This window comes from Chryseobacterium sp. BLS98, from assembly GCF_001045445.1.
GTDB lineage: Bacteria > Bacteroidota > Bacteroidia > Flavobacteriales > Weeksellaceae > Chryseobacterium.
Window position 1 is genome coordinate 50,559 of sequence record NZ_LFNF01000003.1, and the last position, 17,183, is coordinate 67,741.

A 17,183-nucleotide genomic window follows, 5' to 3' on the forward strand; every position below is an offset into this window, starting at 1 on the left:
TTTTACGGAGTAAGATAAGAAATGTGAATATTTCCGGCCGACAGTCTGAAATTCTGCGTATAAACACATCTGATCCTGAAAGTATCACCGGTATTAAAATAGGTAATCGAAGACAGGTTATGATTTACCGTTAATGTGCGCTCACCATGTCCTGTGGATGTAGAAGCCAGGGTTTCCGTAGCTGGTGAAACTTTCTGTACGGAAGATTTTGCCGTTCCTGCTGTGTAGCCGTTGCCGTTTAAGCTCAGATCATAGGTGATATAAGGGACAACATTGTAGTATCCGGGCTTTACTACTGTGAATATTCCGGTTGCAGAGTCGTACTTCAGGTAAGTATTGTCAATCTTATTACTTACGTTATAAATATAAGTCTTTGCAAAACTTTCATGAGTGCTTACAGGATTGCTTCCGGTACCTGTATAGCTTCCTGTAGCAGGATTGATATCCGTTTTATTCCCTACAAATATTACTTTCAGGAAATTCTGGGATTCAATGGTAGTCCAGGAAGGGGCAGCTCCTGCTCCGTTTGACATTAATACTTCACCCCGGTTTCCCGAGCTTCCTTTGGTTTTTGCGTTTCCACCTACATTCAGGTCCTTTACTACCTGAAGGCTTCCATTGACGTGTAATGTGTTTTGTGGTGTTGGGGTTTCTATACCCACTTGAGCTTTTACATTTAAGAACATGACAAATAATGCCATGTATGACAGCGTTCTCTTCATCCGATAGTTGTTTTTTTGAAATAATTTTAAACAAATATATATTCTTTTTAAAACATTGAATTTTTAAAAGATATACAAGCATATTGCTCTATGGATGCTTTTTCTTAAAATTTGAAAAAATATGAATTAGCAGTTTTAACCGTATATTGTTTACGTGTAATAATTTGTAAATGAAAAATTAAAATAATTAAATTTATTTATATTAAAATTAATAAGTGAATTAATCTTTTTCTATAATAAAATGCATAATTTGCCTTTCTAAAATGGGGATCCGGTTTAAAAAGTCATTCCTACACCGCCGGAGATTCTTCCTCCATCAGAACCATAGAAATAGTTGAGTCTTGCAGAGAACATATCAACAACGCTCATCCAGAATCCGGCTCCTACAGATTGGTGCCACTTTTTAGAATCTTCATGATCATTCCATACCCGGCCCAGATCATACCCGATCAGGACTCCCATATTGGCTGGAATGATATTGTTTCTTACCCTTCCGAAATCCCATCGGATCTCAGAGTTATTCGTGAAATAGGATTTACCTGAAAACCTGTCGTTACGGAAAGCCCTCATTCCATTATTACCTCCTATGCTTGCGGCCTGATAGAATTCAAAGTTATTATTGCTGATCCACATAGCGTTGCTGGAATTGGCAAAAACAAAATTTCCTCTTTTGTCAAGTCTATGATCAATTGTAAGTGTACCGTTCAGCGTGAAAAAATTCTTTTCAGTATTGGAAAGGTTCGTCTTCCAGTCTGCGTTCAGTAATAATTCCAGCCCCAAAGTAGGGAAGGCATTATTATCAAGGTTTTTGAAACTGAATGTATAATTGGCTCCGGCAAACTGCTGGCTTTTGAAAACTTCAGGTCTCACATCCGGTGACTGATCTACAAAACGGTCGCCATTCCTCTGCACCTTATTATCTTCAAACGTCAGCTGAAACTGATGCTGAAGATTCATCCAGCTTTTTTTAGAGATAGAGGGGGCAAAATTGAACTTTGAGATCCTTGCCCGGTTATATTCCCTTTCCGTATTTTCTTCATCATATTGACTTTCATTGGACAGCCCGAAGAAGTTTTCAGCAAACCTGGGTGTTGTATAAGCTGCATCCAGATTGAAATCCCATCCCGATATCGCTTTTTTGAAAATTCCTTTATAAGCAGCATTGAATCCACCGGTCGCCGTATAAAAATTTACTTTCAGGCTGTGCTTCTGGGTATAAGGATCGCGGATGAAATTATTAACGGTATAATTAGCCAGAACCCCTAAAATCACACCGTCATCCGGATTGTAGTCTGCATTCGGGTAGCCTGCAAAGAAATTGTATTTAGGATGCTTATAATTGTACGTATTGATATCATAATCATCAGAAATATTTTTCGTTCCACCGCCGTTGTATGTATTTTTCTGGCTTTTAAAATCATAAATCTTCACACTTTTCCCATCAGCAATATTGTACACATCGTGATTATAACCGCCGATAAGCCTGATGTTCATCTTCGGCCTTCCTTCCCCTGAAACTTCATAAATGTCGTCATCTTCAAGGCCGTAGATCCAAAGTTCTTTCGTTTTGGAGTCTTCGTAGGTTTTTTCAAAAACCAATTCAGGGTTTTCTTTATTTTTATCTAATTTATATTGCTGTACATGAACGGTATTTGCCGTTTTTGTGATAACGAATTTATCAGGATTCACTGTTCCGGCAAGAGGAACTTTTTCCTGCAGCACATCATAATATTGGGCAGCATAATCCTGAAGCTTTGTTTTTCTGACTTTTAATTTTCTCTGAATATCAGCAATCGTTTCATCCTGTACTTCTTTCGGCAGATTCTTGAAGGCATCATCAATATCAGCATCCGTAAGATGTTCCTGAATATACTTGGCCTGCGCAGTCCATTCTTCCTGTGAAGCCCCTTTTAAAAAGATGAGGTCCAGCGGATACGGCTCCATATTCATCCATTTCACATTTTTAATATCGTCCTTAAACGTTTTCATATGGCGGATAGCCGGAACATTCATAATAACTTTGAAAGCAGCACCGTCATATTTACTGAAAGCCTGGTCTCTGTCTTTGGGGATCGGTTTGTAAATAACCTTGTCGCCATCCTGATATTCCGCCCATTTCCATTGGTCAGAATGCCTGTCCCAATCGCCGATAAGCATGTCGAAAATCCTTGCTCTTATGTACGATTCGCGGTCTACGGAATATTTGTAATTTTTAGAGAAATTTTTAAGAACATCATCCGTGGAAACAATGTCTTTGGCATTATCCAGCGAGGCCAATGTTTTGGGATCTGAAGAAAAACGCTCTTCGATCATATACATTTCGTCACCGTAGTTTTCATTATATTCTCCCAAAGCATATTGTTTCGGGATGTAATAAAGCTTCGGATTGCTGTGGAAAATACCAAGTTTATCAGCCATATTTCCTACAGAAAAAGGAGTAAACGGGTGATTGGTCGTATAAAAATCAAGCAGGAATTTTTCAGGAAACGTATTGTTAAGCTCATTTCCGAAAGTGCTTTTTTTGAAAGCCATATTATTCAGGAAACGGACAGCACTCTTTTTTACTCCACGCATAACAAATTCCTGTCCGTCTGCCGCTTTCAGCCTCAAACTGTTCGACTGGTTGCCTCCTCCTTCCCGGAAAGGCGTGAATCCACCGTTCAACGAAGCAAGATCGCCTGTAGGTGCCTCAATAGGGATACCGTAGTATTTTCTGTAGTGCTCGCCCCATAACCAGCGGTAAACGGGTCCTTTTTGGGTAAGCTTCACCGGATAAACGCTTGAAGTTGCTGTGGCCGGAAAATCTTTTGGATAGTTATTCAAAAAGGCATCCGGTTTTGAGATGACAGAAATGTGGGCAAGCTTTTTAAGACCATTATCTTTTGTTGAAAAATATTCTACATCTGTGCTCTGGTCTTTTCTGATGTTCAGAACGGCAAAACCGCTCCCTCCGTATGAGAAATCCGTTTTTTCCGCAATGGTGGCAGGGTCTGTCTTGGAACCGGCACCACTGATGATCTGCCTGATATTCCTGTCTTCATGATACTGCAGATTATGATCATGCCCGGAAACAAAAATAATATTTTCCTTATCCTGAACGATGCTTTTCAGCCTGTTGGCCAGATCTGCATAATGCTTATTGTTGATATCCTCCAGGCTTGCCCCGGAAGAACTTCTCAGTACATTGATCAAACTTGCTACAACAGGAACAGGAACCTTACTTTTTAATGGATAAAGATGTGACTTTGCAGAATTGAATCCCGCATGGGTTCCACTGCTGATCACGGGGTGGTGCAGGGCTACAATAATTCTTTTATCCTGGTTTTTGGTAATAAGGTCTTTAAATTCTGTGAAAAAATCCTCACGGGTTTTAATACTGCAGTTTTTATTTACCCCCGGATACTGATCCCAGTTGACAAGGGCCCATTCCGTATCAATAACAATAAGTTTTATGTCTTTGGATAAATTAATATCGTCGATGCCGCAGGAATTTTTAGGAAGAAAGGCCTTTTTATCATTAAAATAGCTTTTCACAAGGTCTTCCTGTGCCCTTAATCCATCAAGACCGTTGTTCCAGTCATGATTTCCCGGAATAACGAGTGTTTTTCCTTTAAAGTTTTTGGTAATGGCAAGCTGGTTTTCCAACTTTTGCTTGGCCAGTGCATAATCTTTGTCGGATTCTTTTGGCAGACCGTTAGGATAAATATTATCACCAAGGAAGATCAGCATAGAATTACTGTCTGCGGAATCCAGCTTGTTTTTAAGTAAGTTTAAGGTATTCTGTGCCTGGGGCTCATCTGCATTTCCGGCATCCCCGATCAGGAAGACTTTAAAATCATTTTCAGATTTTATATCAGAATTTTTTATTTCAAATAAGTTTTTACCCTTTTTTACGTTATATGTAGCGCAAGAATAGAGAACTCCCGCAGATAATACTGCTCTAAAGGCAATAGTCGTTTTTTTTAAATGAGTTTTAAAGGATAAATTCATAAATTTACATTAACAAAAATTCAGGAATGAATATTTTACACAAAGCTAAAGATTATGTAGAAATCTTATTCAAAGATAAGTTATCTTCTGTATACTTTTACCATAATTTTATTCACACGACCTATACCGTTAATAAGGCCGAAGAGATTATGCGAAATACACCTGTTTCCAAAGAGGATCAGGAAAAGGTGCTTCTAGCCCTTTGGTTCCATGATACAGGTTATGTGGAATGTGCACAGAATCACGAAGAAAAAGGAGTAACGATTCTTACCGATTTTCTGAAACAGGAAAATTATCCTGAAAATTATATTGAAGATGTTTCCAGGCTGATCCTGGCAACCAAAATTACCTACCAGCCGCAGAACCTTTTGGAAAAAATTGTAAAAGATGCAGACTGCAGCCACTTTGCCAGCCATGATTATAATGATATTTCAGATGCGCTCAGAAAAGAATGGGAACTTACCAATGTAAGGTGTTTTTCCAATGAGGAATGGAATGCGGGCAACCTTGAAATGCTTAAAAACAAGCATCATTATTATACAGAATATGCAAAAGAAAAGTGGGAGCCTCTGAAAGCTGAAAATATAAGGAAAATAGAAAAAAAGCTGGAAAAAGATGAAGACAAGAAAAAAGATAAAAAAGAAAGTTCCGATACAAAAAAGGAGCCTAAGGATCCAAAATCCGACCGCAGTGTGGATACCCTGTTCAGGGTAACCCTGAATAACCATACCAGATTGAGTGATATTGCAGACAGCAAGGCCAATATCCTTCTTTCGGTTAATGCCATTATTATTTCCGTCTGCCTTTCCGTGTTGGTTCCTAAGCTGGATACCCCTAAGAATGCCCATCTGATCATTCCGAGCTTTATCCTGCTTATTTCAAGTGTTCTGACCATCATATTCGCCATTTTATCAACGAAACCGAATGTGACGAAGACGAATTTTACAGCTCAGGATATTGCAGACAGGAAAGTAAATCTTCTGTTCTTCGGGAACTTTCAGCAAATGCTCTTCAACGATTATCACAATGCAATGAAAGATTTAATCAAGGACAGGGATTATATCTATGATTCTATGGTGAAAGACCTTTATTTCCTTGGAAAAGTTCTGGACAGAAAGTATAAACTTTTATCCATAACCTATAAGATATTTATGGCAGGAATTATTATTTCCGTACTTTCTTTCGGATATGCTTTTCTTTCCCTGTAATTAAAAAGCGGCGATAATTGTAAGATAGATTACGAATTGTATGAAAATGGGTAACCCGCTCGAATATTCTATTTTCGAGCTGGCAGGAATGTTATAGGTGAGCTGAAAAGGACGGGTTCTTATTTTGTTGATCAGCCTTGGGCCAAAGAAACCCTCAACGCCAGCAATCCTGTAATTCCCTGCAAATCTTCCACTTTCAAAAATTCCACATCATTCTGCAGAATTCCTTTTTTCTGAAGCTTACTGATGTATTCCAGATATTCTCTCTGGTTTTCCATCCCGAAATACACAATGGTAATCTTGCCGGGGCAGGTTATTCTTTCCGGAGAGTCTTTGATATGGGCTTTATCCAGACGCTTTTTTATAATTTCATAATACGAATTGTAGGCGCCGTCTACATCGAAGCGTTTCTCGTCCATTCTGAAGCGGATGTCTATTTTTTCATTATAGACAAAAAGCAATGAGGCGATATCCAGCTGGATGGGCAAGGTATTTTTAAAAGTCTGGAATTCTCTTTCCATGTTGCAGATCGTCTTCAGCTGCCAGTACCTTAATTTATGAACTACTTTTGAAGTATAATTGAGATCCGGGGCAATAGTATGCCCGATGTATAGGTTGTGCTCTACGCCATCGGATTTGAATCTTTCAAAGTAATGCGGGAAGATATCCTGGGCTTTAATCTGGCTTTCGTCCAGCATATCCGCCAGTTTCCTGTTGACCAGTGTTATAGAATCATCCAGGTTTTTCCTGTTGGCATAGAAGAGATCGGTTTGGGAAAAAACCTGTACAAAATAATCTTTGATCTTGTTTTTTATTTCCCTGTCGGTTTTCAGTTCCAGTTTTCCCTGGAGATAAGGATGGATCTCTTCTCTTAAAAACCTCTGAAGACGCTGTTCCGTATCGGCCTTGATCTCATTATTCAGTTCATTTTCAAAAACATCCAGGGCCAGAAGATATTTCTCCGAATCGGAATTGATGAGGGTGAAAATATCATGAAGACTTTCAAGCTGCTGATTGAGGTCTTCAAGCATCAGATTAAAACGCTTATCCGAAGAAGAACGGATATCCGAGAAGCCAAAAAGAGGGGTGAGGTTTTTAAATGTAATCTGTTTCAGCGTATACATTTTTTTTCCAAGCGAAGCGTTGAAATACTTTTCTGCTTCGCTCCTGAATTTCCATACAACGCTGTCGTGAATAGAGGTATATTCACGCTGGATAATAGCTTCTATCTGGTAATTTTTTTCAAAGCTGAACCTGTTCAGGGAGAAGAGGATCATATCGGTGAAAAATTCCATTTTTTTAAGCTTTAATCCGTTAAAACTATTGGCCTGCGGAGAAGTGAATTCCATAATAGCCAGAAGTTCATTGTCTTTCATGATAGGAATTACCATGAAGCTGTTGATATTGTTATCCCTTAAAATACTGAAAGAGGGAAGGCTTTTGACATCTTCATCCAGGTTGTTGACGTTTGAGATGACAATCGGTTTGGAATTATGGTTTAAATTATTGAAAGTACTCTTCCGAGTTTCTTCATCAAATGCATTGATCCAAAAATCAAGGACATGATGGGTGAAAATATTTTCGTAGATAGGAAGCCTGCCAAGTTTCTGATCTTTTTTATCAAACAGCATTAATCCGAAATTAAGCTCCGGAACATCAAAATAAGACTTGAAAATTTCTACCAGATTTTCATTCGGGCTCAGATCTTCGGGATCAATCTCAATCATACTGGATTTCAGATCAGACAGAGCCACTTCCGAAGTACAATCTACCAGAGAAATAATAGTGAACCCTTTTAATATCCATGATTTTGAAGGGAAGTATTTTTTCCAGAGCTTAAAGTCGTCCAGATTTTCAAGCAGCATATCCAGTACATCATCAGAAGGGATTTCAGCATTTTCAGTAGGATAAATATCCGTAAAATCTGAATTTACCGTGATTTTATAATGCTTCATGATTCCCTGTCTGTTCGGGATATCATAATAAAGCGGGATGGTGGTTTTAATATCCCTTTTGAAATAGCTTTGAAGAATAAGACAGCAGCAGAAAACATAAAACTCATTATCATCAATGTTCCTGAGCTCTATTTCAAAATCTTTTCCGGCATCTTTCAGGATATTTTTAAATCTTTCAGTATAATTAAAAGTGATATTGGAAAGCGGAATACTTGCTGCTTTAATTTCATTGTTGGTAAGTCCTGTAGGGAAAAGGTCTGCAAGCAGAAGCCTGATGAGGTCTTCATGTTTATCCAGAAGTGTAACATCCTCGAATCCGTCTTTCAGTTCCTGGAAATTTCTGGTTCTTTCAATAAGAGATTCAGCATAATTGACCCGATACTCCAGGCGGTCATTATAACGGATATGTTCCAGCACATCCAAATATTTTTTGAATGATATAAGAACCTGGAAAGGAGCGTCTTTTTTGTAAAGATTGGCCAAGAGCTGAAATTTAAAGTAAAGTTATGAAAAAAACACCATTTCCAAATGTATAGCGAATGGATGAAAGCCACCTTTGTAAGCTGTTTTTTTATTTTTCCTGAATAAAATACGAATATAGGTAAAGCATTGATTACTGCTTTCTTTTCTTTTTCAAGAATTTCGCAGTTTTATGAAAGATTCATCAAAATTATTCGAATTATATTTTACAAAAAAGCACAACTGAAAAGTTGTGCTTCTGTATATTTTTATAGTAGTATTCTATAATCCAAACTGTCTTGCAAACAGATCCGGGAAAATTCCCAGAATGATAATTGATGCAATAACAAATACTGCTACGATATTGTAAGTAAGTGTTACTTTTTCTGAAGACTTAAATGTAGATTCTTTAAAGAAGAACATAGCAATAATCAGTCTTAAGTAATAAGCAATGGAAACAGCGGAACCCAGAACAGCAACTAATACTAAGAAAGCCGCACCGTTCATGGCCTGAGAGAATAAAGCAAATTTCCCCATGAAACCGGCAGTTAACGGAACTCCAGCCATTGAAAGCATAGAAATAGCTGCTGCTGTGGCCAATAGAGGCTCAGTTTTAGCCAATCCTTTGAAAGCTCCGAAAGAAGTTTCTCTCTTCAGCTTTTCTACCCAGATCAGGCACATGAAAACTCCTACTGTAGATAACGAGTAAGCAAATAGGTAAAATGCCAGGTTATAGGTAGAAAGGCTTGTCATTCCGAAGAAAACCAACCCGATGTATCCTGCGTGGGATACTGAAGAGTAAGCCAGCATTCTTTTGGCGTTAGTTTGGGCAAGACCCATAACGTTGGCTAAAAGTAAGGTAATGATCAGAAATACTCCAAGTACATTGATCCATTCGTGGGTAACTCCGGTAAAGCCTATCGTCATCAGCCTGAAAAGGGCAAAGAATCCTGAGATTTTTACCACACTCGCCATGAATGCTGTAATTAATGAAGGTGATCCTGCATATACATCAGGGCTCCACATATGGAAAGGAGCTAAAGCAACTTTAAATGCAAGTGCACAAAGGATCAGTAGAACACCTAAAATAAACATTACATCTGTAGAATTGGCTAATCCAAAGTCGTGGATCTTATAAAGGTCAAAGCTTCCTGCACTTCCATAGATAAATGCAATCCCGAACAGTAAGAAACCTGTCGCGAAAGCACCCATTAAGAAATATTTGATTGAAGCTTCATTTGATCTTAAATCAGTTTTGTTGGCACCGGCCATTACATACAAAGGAATGGAAAGAATTTCTACCCCTAAGAAAAGGGTTACCAGATTCTGGAATCCGAAAAGAATAATTCCTCCGCATAATGCAAAAAGCATCAGCGCGTATAGTTCAGACTGGTGGCTTCTGTGGTTGCTGAATGCAAAACCTCCCAGAAAAAATAACAATAATGTCGTTACAATTGATATTTTAGTGAATAAAGCAGTATTGGCAGTATAGTCATACATGTGTCTGTACTGTTCGAAGAACGCACATTCCGGCATGAAACTTACCCATAACGCGATGATTAATCCCAAAATCCCAATGTATCTTGCGAATTTTCCTTGTTCAAAAACTCCTGAAAATAACGCAACAACTGCCGTTAGGAAAACAATAATTAAAACACTCATAATTTATATTTGAGATTTTGAGTTTAAAGTTTAAGGTTTAAAGTCTGATGTAAAAATTTTACTTCCAAGCTCTATTTTTCTTGTCTTTTAACCTTTTTTAATCTCCTAATTTTTTAATTTTTAAATCTTTTAATTTTTTAATTGGTCATTGCCGTGTAGATAAACGTCAATGAACTATTCACCATATCGATTATCGGCTGCGGGAAAATACCAAATACAATCACAAAAACCGCTAAACTTGCCAATACGGAGAATTCTACAGCTGAAAGGTCTTTTGCTGTGCTTAAAACAGCTTCGTCTCCTTCTCCGAACATTGCTTTTCCGTAGAATCTCAATAAATATACAGCAGCAAGGATTACCGTAAGACCAGCAATTACTGCTGCCAAACCGTTAAAATCATATACGGATTTCAACAGGATAAATTCCCCGATAAATCCATTGGTTAACGGAACTCCCATTGAACCCAAGATAATGATCAGGAATAATACAGCAAATTTAGGGGCTACTTTCGCCAAACCTCCCATCTGTCTGATGTCTCTTGATTTAAATCTCTTGTATAAAATATCACAGCAGTAAAATAATCCAACGACGTTGATACCGTGGGCAAAAGTCTGAACTAAAGCTCCCTCAGCACCTTCAATGTTAAATGTTCCTCTTAAAGAAATTACTGCAGAAGAGAAGATCCCTGCAACCATCAGTCCTACGTGAGAGAAAGATGAATAAGCAATGATTCTTTTCATATCTGTCTGGATAATCGCGATCAGTGCGCCATGTACAATTCCTATGATGGCAAGGATAATAACAATCTGTCCTGAAATTCCCGCGATAGGAAGCGGAGTGATTGGCAATAAATAACGCAATACCCCGTATACAGCCATTTTCAGCATGATCCCTGATAAAAGCATGGATCCCTGAGTAGGAGAGTAGGTATACGTGTCCGGCTGCCATGTATGGAAAGGGAATACTGGTAATTTCACTGCAAATGCAAAGAAAATAAACCAGAATACCACAGTCTGCTGTACTTCGTTAAGATCAGCATTGTAAAGATCAGTTAAAGCGAATGATGCAGAGTGATTGTACACATAGATCAATCCGGCTAACATAAATAATGATCCTACGAATGTATATACGAAGAATTTTGTAGTGAACTCAAATCTTTTGTTTTCCTGGCCCCAAAGTCCGGCAATGAACCAGATCGGGATCAGGGTTACTTCCCAGAAAATGTAGAATAACAATCCGTCAAGCGATGTGAAAACTCCTACAAGACCGAACTGCATCAGCAGGATCAGGCCGTAGAATGTGTTTCTGTAGCTTACATTTTCATTGAAAGATGATAAAATAATGATCGGCGTAAGAATATTGGTCAAAAGCAAAAGCAGCAAGCTCATTCCGTCAATTCCGAAATGAAGTGAACTTTTAATGAATTGTGACCAAGGGTAATTGATCTCGTGCTGCAATACACTGTCTACCGTCGGATTAAAATTGAAATCCGCTGCGATGTAGAAAGTAATAAGCATTTGGACCAACGCAATTCCCAGCGCCAGATATTTGCTGGATTTATCTTTCCATGCAAAAACTAATCCCGAACCTACTAGAGGTAATAGTAATAATGTTAATAATAAACCAGACATTATTGTAATATAAAGTTAACAATCAGTATAATTCCCACCGCTAAAGACATGATAAGGATGTAAGTTTCCACATTTCCGTTCTGGATACGCTTCATGGCTTTTCCGCTGTCTTCAGCACCTTCGCCCACGAAGTCTACAAAACGGTCCAGGATTCCTTTATCAAACATCTTTCCTCCGCGTCCTAATCCTTCAACAGTTTTTACAATTAATGCATTGTAAAGTTCGTCTACATATAGTTTTTTAGCAGAAAGCTTTTCCCATCCGGTATAGTTTTCTTCTGCAAGAGCCATTTTTTTCTTCTTCACATAAGTATTTTTTACAACAAACCAAACGGTGAAGAACATAAGAACTGTAGCTCCCAACAGGATCATTTCAGTACCAAACGGAACTCCTGATAGGGTAGCTTCCATCTGGCTGAAGCTTTGCTCGGTAAGAACCGGCTTAAGCCATTCCATTAGTTTCGCATAATGACCGTGACCGATGAAGTGAGGAAGGTTAATGAAACCTCCAAGCACAGAAAGGATAGCCAGAACGATCAACGGAAGTGTCATATTAGACGGACTTTCGTGTAAGTGATGTTTTTGTTCTTCAGTACCTCTGAACTCTCCATGGAAAGTCAGGTAATACAGTCTGAACATATAGGTTGCAGTTATTGCTGCTAAAACAAATAGAATTACCCAGTAAATAGGGTTTTTAGCGAATGCTGCTACTAAAATTTCGTCTTTTGAAATCATCCCTGACAATAGAGGGAAACCTGAGATCGCCAGTGTTCCGATAAGGAAAGTAGCGTGTGTGATTGGAATGTATTTTTTCAAACCTCCCATAAAACGCATATCCTGCTCGTTGCTCATTGCGTGGATTACAGAACCTGCTCCCAAGAATAACAGAGCTTTAAAGAAAGCGTGCGTCATTACGTGGAACATCGCCGTTGTATAAGCTCCCAATCCTAAAGCGATGAACATGAATCCAAGCTGTGAAACGGTAGAGTAGGCCAATACTTTTTTGATATCGTTCTGACGAAGCGCATAAAATCCTGCCAAAGCTGCAGTCAGGAATCCGATGAATAAAATTCCTCCCTGAACTGTAGGGGCCAGAGTAAATAAGAAATTTGATCTTACTACTAAGTAGATCCCCGCAGTTACCATCGTTGCCGCGTGAATTAACGCAGAAACCGGAGTCGGCCCGGCCATCGCATCCGGTAACCATGTATATAAAGGAACCTGAGCTGATTTACCGGTTGCCCCGATAAATAAACTGGCTGTAATAAAGATAATTACTGTTCCGTCTAATTCAAATTTTGAAGAATTCTGTGCTACCGTAAGGTAATCTACAGCGTTGGTCTGAGAAGCGATCATGAAAATACCGATCAGTAACGCAAGGTCACCAATTCTGTTCATGATGAAAGCTTTTCTTGCAGCTTTACCATATTCTTCGTTGGTATACCAGAATCCGATTAACAGGTAAGAACAAAGACCTACCCCTTCCCATCCGATGAACAGGATCAGGTAATTGCTTCCCATCACCAAAAGTAACATGGAGAAGATGAAAAGATTCAGATAAGTAAAGAACTTATAAAAACCTTTGTCGTGGCTCATATATCCGATAGAGTACAGGTGGATCAAAGAACCGATACCTGTAATGATCATCACCATCATTAAAGAAAGCTGGTCGATCTGGAATCCGAAATTGATTTGGACCCCGTTTACTGTAAACCACTCAAATGCTTTTACGATAACCGGCTGGCTTTCAGAATTCATATTCATGAAAATACTTACCGCGATACAGAAAGATCCGAAAACCATAGCTGTAGCCAATGAGCCTACCAATATTTTTGGAAGATTTTTCCCGAATAAACCGTTAATAAGAAACCCTAAAAGTGGTAAAAGTACTATTGCATACACTAAATTTTCCATTCCTTATCCTCTTAATTTATTAAATATACTTACATCTACAGAACGGGTATTTCTATACAGCATAGCAATAATTGCCAATCCTACCGCTACTTCAGCGGCAGCTACCACCATAATGAAGAAAACTAAAAGCTGTCCGTCTCCGTTTCCTTTGTACGCTGAAAAAGCAGCTAATAAAAGGTTTACAGAATTCAGCATAAGCTCTACACAGCCCAAAATAACAATAGCGTTCTTTCTCAGCAATACTCCCAACACTCCCAGACAGAACAATACTGAAGAAAGAATGATGAAATAATTCAGAGGGACGCTTTGTATAAATGTATTTACTTCTCCCATAATTTTATAAATCTTTTTTACCGATTAATACCGCACCTACAATACCTGCCAAAATAAGGATGGATGCAAGCTCAAACGGTAAAACATATTCATTAAACAAAAGTCTACCCAGATTTTTGGTAAGACCAACACTTCTGTCTACATTTTCAACAACAATGTGCTTGTCCTGAACACCTCTGAATACGCCTAAAACTCCAATTAATAAAAGACCGGCAGTAAAAACTCCGACAAACTTTAAAGTATTGCCCTTCTTACTTTCGTCTTCTTTATTAAGGTTAAGCATCATCAGGATATAAAGGAATAATACCATGATGGCTCCGGCATACACTATAATCTGGATGATGGCAAGGAATTGTGCATTCAGAAGGATATACATTCCCGCAATGGAAAACATTGTAACAATTAATGACAAAATAGCATACAAAGGATTTCTTGCAAACACAAAGTAAACCGCACTTGCCACTGCTAAAAACGCCACCAAGAAAAATAAAATCTGATCCATTATTTTACCGCATTTTTTTGTTTCTCGGACTGTCTTGTCGTAATGTCAATCCTTTCATTTATTTTTTCAACCAACTTATCTTTTCCGTAGATGAAAGAACCTCTGTTGGTTTCCACATCCACCAATCTGTCTGTAAGATAGATGGCAGATTTCGGACAGGCTTCTTCACACATTCCACAGAAAATACATCTCAGCATGTTGATTTCATATACTGATGCATATTTTTCTTCTCTGTAAAGTCCTTTTTCCTCTTTTGTTCTTTCTGCAGCGGTCATGGTGATGGCTTCTGCAGGACAGGCTACGGCACAAAGTCCGCAGGCTGTACATCTTTCTCTGCCTTCTTCATCTCTTTTCAGAACGTGCTGCCCTCTCCAGATAGTGGTTCTGGGTTTCTGTACTTCCGGATAAGAATATACTGCGGGAGCACCTTTTATCACGGTTCTTACAGCATGCTTGAAGGTAATCCCCATTCCTGTAAAGATAGCAGGAAGGTAGATTTTTTCAGCAAGGGTCATTTCTTTATTCGAAACAACTTTTGATCTGTTAGTAAGTTTCATTTATTTTAATTTTTTTAGGCTGAATTTTAATCAGCGTTAAAAATATTTCTCTTTATCTATCTTTTTAGTTTGCAAATGCTAATATTACAGCACCCGTAATCAACAAATTAACCAATGCCATTGGAATTAATGTTTTCCAACCTAAATGCATCAGCTGATCATATCTGAATCTTGGAAGCGTCCATCTGATCCACATGAAGATCAGAATTCCGATTACCGTTTTTGTTAAAAATGCTACGATACTCAAAATTCCTGCTGCATTTTCGCCCCAGTTCTGAGTTACCCATTCAATTCCCGGATAGTTGTACCCACCGAAGAAAAGAACCACCATGAAAGCATTGGAGATAAACATGTTTACGTATTCACCGAACATGTATAAACCTAATTTCATGGAAGAATATTCTGTAGAATATCCTGTTACCAGCTCAGATTCACATTCAGGTAAATCGAAAGGGTGTCTGTTGGTTTCTGCCAATGCGGCAGTAAAGAATACTAAGAAAGCGATTGGCTGGTAGAAAATATTCCAGTTGAATCCGGAAACCCAGGGAATAACTCCCCAAAGTTTTCCTGTTGTCTGGCTTTCAGTAATTTCTTTTAAATCTAAACTTCCCGTCATCATAATGATAGAAAGTAATGCCAATCCCATTGCCAATTCGTAAGAAATCATCTGTGAAGAAGCACGGATAGCACCTAATAATGAATATTTGTTATTCGAAGCCCAACCTCCGATCATGATTCCGTATACACCAATTGAGGCCATTCCGATGATGAAAAGTACACCAACGTCGATGTTGGCCACCTGAAGATCAAAAGAGGTACCTGCAATATTTAAACTTTTACCCCAAGGGATAACTGCTCCTGTGATCAGTGAAATAAACATTACCAATGCCGGGCCCAATACGAAAAGGAATTTTTCTGCATTGGCAGGCGTAAAATCTTCTTTAAAGAAAAACTTTCCACCGTCAGCAAGAGGCTGCAGCAATCCGAAAGGTCCGGCTCTGTTGGGACCAATTCTATCCTGCATGATAGATGCAACTTTTCTTTCTGCCCATGTAGAGTAGGCTGCAATCGTAAGAGACAGCAGGAAAAGTGCCAGTACAAGTATAAGTTTAAATGTTAGTAAATCCATTTTATTGTTATAGATGTTAGAAGTTATGAAGATGGGAGCAGGAAGATGGAAGCTATAGCAGTCACATCACTAAAGTCTCTCATTATCAAATTAACTCATTATCAAATTTTCAAATTTTATTTTTCGCCTTTTTCACTGATTTCTTTGGCCATAGGATTGTCTAAAACTCTTAGCTCATCCTTAGGTTTTTCGTAATGGTTCAATGAAATAACAGAATGTCTGTCGATATGTCTAGGACCTTCGATGTTCCAGTCAGAAAGTTCTTTTCTTTCGAAACGGCAAGTGTCGCAGATGAATTCTTCCACTTCTCCCCATTGGTCCTTTCTGGCAGTCACTCTTATGATTTCATCACCTTTCATCCAAACTACAGCTTTTCCTGAACATTTATCACATTTACATGTAGCGTTCATTGGTTTGGTAAACCAAACTCTGCTTGCAAAACGGGAAGTTCTGTCGGTTAAGGCTCCAACCGGGCAAACATCAATAATGTTTCCGATGAAGTCGTTATCTAAAGCTTTATTTAAATAAGTGGAAATTTCAGCGTGGTCTCCTCTGAAAAGAATTCCGTGTTCTCTTTCTCCTGTTAGCTGGTTTGCTGCCAATACACATCTTGCACAAAGAATACAACGGTTCATATTCAGCTTGATATTCGGACCAAGATCATCTGCTTCGTATGTATTTCTTTCAAATTCAGTTCTGGTCTCAAGGTTTCCGTGCTCATAGCCAAGATCCTGAAGGTGGCATTCACCGGCCTGGTCGCAGATAGGGCAGTCCAGTGGGTGGTTGACCAATAGGAATTCGGTAACAGCTTTTCTTCCTTCCTGAGCTTTTTCAGAAGTAAGATTTTTCACTTCCATACCGTCCATTACGTTAGTTCTGCAACTAGCAACCAATTTTGGCATAGGGCGCGGATCTGCTTCGGATCCTTTTGAAACTTCGACCAAGCAAGTTCTACATCTTCCTCCACTGGTTTCCAATTTGCTGTAATAGCACATTGCAGGAGGTACGGATTTTCCACCGATTTGTCTGGCAGCTTCCAAAATAGAAGTTCCAGGCAAAACTTCAGTAGTCTGTCCGTCTATAGTTATTTTGAATTTTTTAACCTCTTCGCTCATATTCTAT

12 protein-coding genes are annotated in these 17,183 nt (G+C 38.7%); 1 reads left to right on the forward strand and 11 read right to left on the reverse strand.

Going from position 1 to position 17,183, the window contains the following annotated elements; all coding sequences use genetic code 11:
• Positions 1-2 precede the first annotated feature (2 nt).
• Entirely contained in the window at positions 3-722 is a 720-nt protein-coding gene (locus tag ACM40_RS11365) for a hypothetical protein (RefSeq protein WP_131705358.1), read from the reverse strand.
• Positions 723-998: 276 nt separating this feature from the next.
• Positions 999-4,712: a metallophosphoesterase gene (locus ACM40_RS11370; protein ID WP_048502943.1), complete on the reverse strand. Its 3,714-nt coding sequence runs from the start codon at positions 4,710-4,712 to the stop codon at positions 999-1,001.
• A gap of 26 nt (positions 4,713-4,738) precedes the next feature.
• On the opposite strand from ACM40_RS11370, the gene ACM40_RS11375 reads away from it, so the two are divergent.
• Positions 4,739-5,920 (forward strand): Pycsar system effector family protein, encoded by a 1,182-nt coding sequence (locus tag ACM40_RS11375; RefSeq protein ID WP_048502944.1) that lies wholly within the window; start codon positions 4,739-4,741, stop codon positions 5,918-5,920.
• Positions 5,921-6,051: 131 nt separating this feature from the next.
• Here ACM40_RS11375 and ACM40_RS11380 read toward each other — a convergent pair whose 3' ends face one another.
• From ACM40_RS11380 to ACM40_RS11420, 9 genes are all read right to left on the reverse strand, one after another.
• A complete protein-coding gene (locus ACM40_RS11380) occupies positions 6,052-8,358 on the reverse strand; it encodes a GAF domain-containing protein (RefSeq protein ID WP_048502945.1) in 2,307 nt (768 codons plus the stop codon).
• 258 nt (positions 8,359-8,616) lie between these two features.
• Positions 8,617-9,996, reverse strand: coding sequence for an NADH-quinone oxidoreductase subunit N (locus ACM40_RS11385; protein ID WP_048502946.1), 1,380 nt, complete (start codon positions 9,994-9,996; stop codon positions 8,617-8,619).
• Positions 9,997-10,133: 137 nt separating this feature from the next.
• Positions 10,134-11,627 carry a NuoM family protein gene (locus tag ACM40_RS11390; RefSeq protein WP_048502947.1) on the reverse strand — a complete coding sequence of 498 codons (1,494 nt, stop codon included), beginning with the start codon at positions 11,625-11,627 and terminating at the stop codon, positions 10,134-10,136.
• The gene (gene nuoL, locus ACM40_RS11395; protein WP_048502948.1) at positions 11,627-13,540 is read right to left on the reverse strand and encodes an NADH-quinone oxidoreductase subunit L; all 1,914 of its coding nucleotides are present in this window, start codon (positions 13,538-13,540) and stop codon (positions 11,627-11,629) included. Before nuoL ends, ACM40_RS11390 begins: the two co-directional genes overlap by 1 nt.
• A 3-nt stretch (positions 13,541-13,543) precedes the next feature.
• A complete protein-coding gene (gene nuoK, locus ACM40_RS11400) occupies positions 13,544-13,873 on the reverse strand; it encodes an NADH-quinone oxidoreductase subunit NuoK (RefSeq protein ID WP_034703571.1) in 330 nt (109 codons plus the stop codon).
• A gap of 4 nt (positions 13,874-13,877) precedes the next feature.
• Complete coding sequence (locus tag ACM40_RS11405; protein ID WP_048502949.1) at positions 13,878-14,375, reverse strand: NADH-quinone oxidoreductase subunit J; 498 nt, start codon at positions 14,373-14,375, stop codon at positions 13,878-13,880.
• A complete protein-coding gene (locus ACM40_RS11410; protein ID WP_040996950.1) occupies positions 14,375-14,932 on the reverse strand; it encodes a NuoI/complex I 23 kDa subunit family protein in 558 nt (185 codons plus the stop codon). The genes ACM40_RS11405 and ACM40_RS11410 overlap by 1 nt, the downstream gene beginning before the upstream one ends.
• A gap of 64 nt (positions 14,933-14,996) precedes the next feature.
• Positions 14,997-16,061, reverse strand: coding sequence for an NADH-quinone oxidoreductase subunit NuoH (gene nuoH / locus ACM40_RS11415; RefSeq protein WP_048502950.1), 1,065 nt, complete (start codon positions 16,059-16,061; stop codon positions 14,997-14,999).
• A gap of 116 nt (positions 16,062-16,177) precedes the next feature.
• Positions 16,178-17,176 (reverse strand): 2Fe-2S iron-sulfur cluster-binding protein, encoded by a 999-nt coding sequence (locus tag ACM40_RS11420; protein WP_048502951.1) that lies wholly within the window; start codon positions 17,174-17,176, stop codon positions 16,178-16,180.
• Between the last annotated feature and the right edge of the window lie 7 nt (positions 17,177-17,183).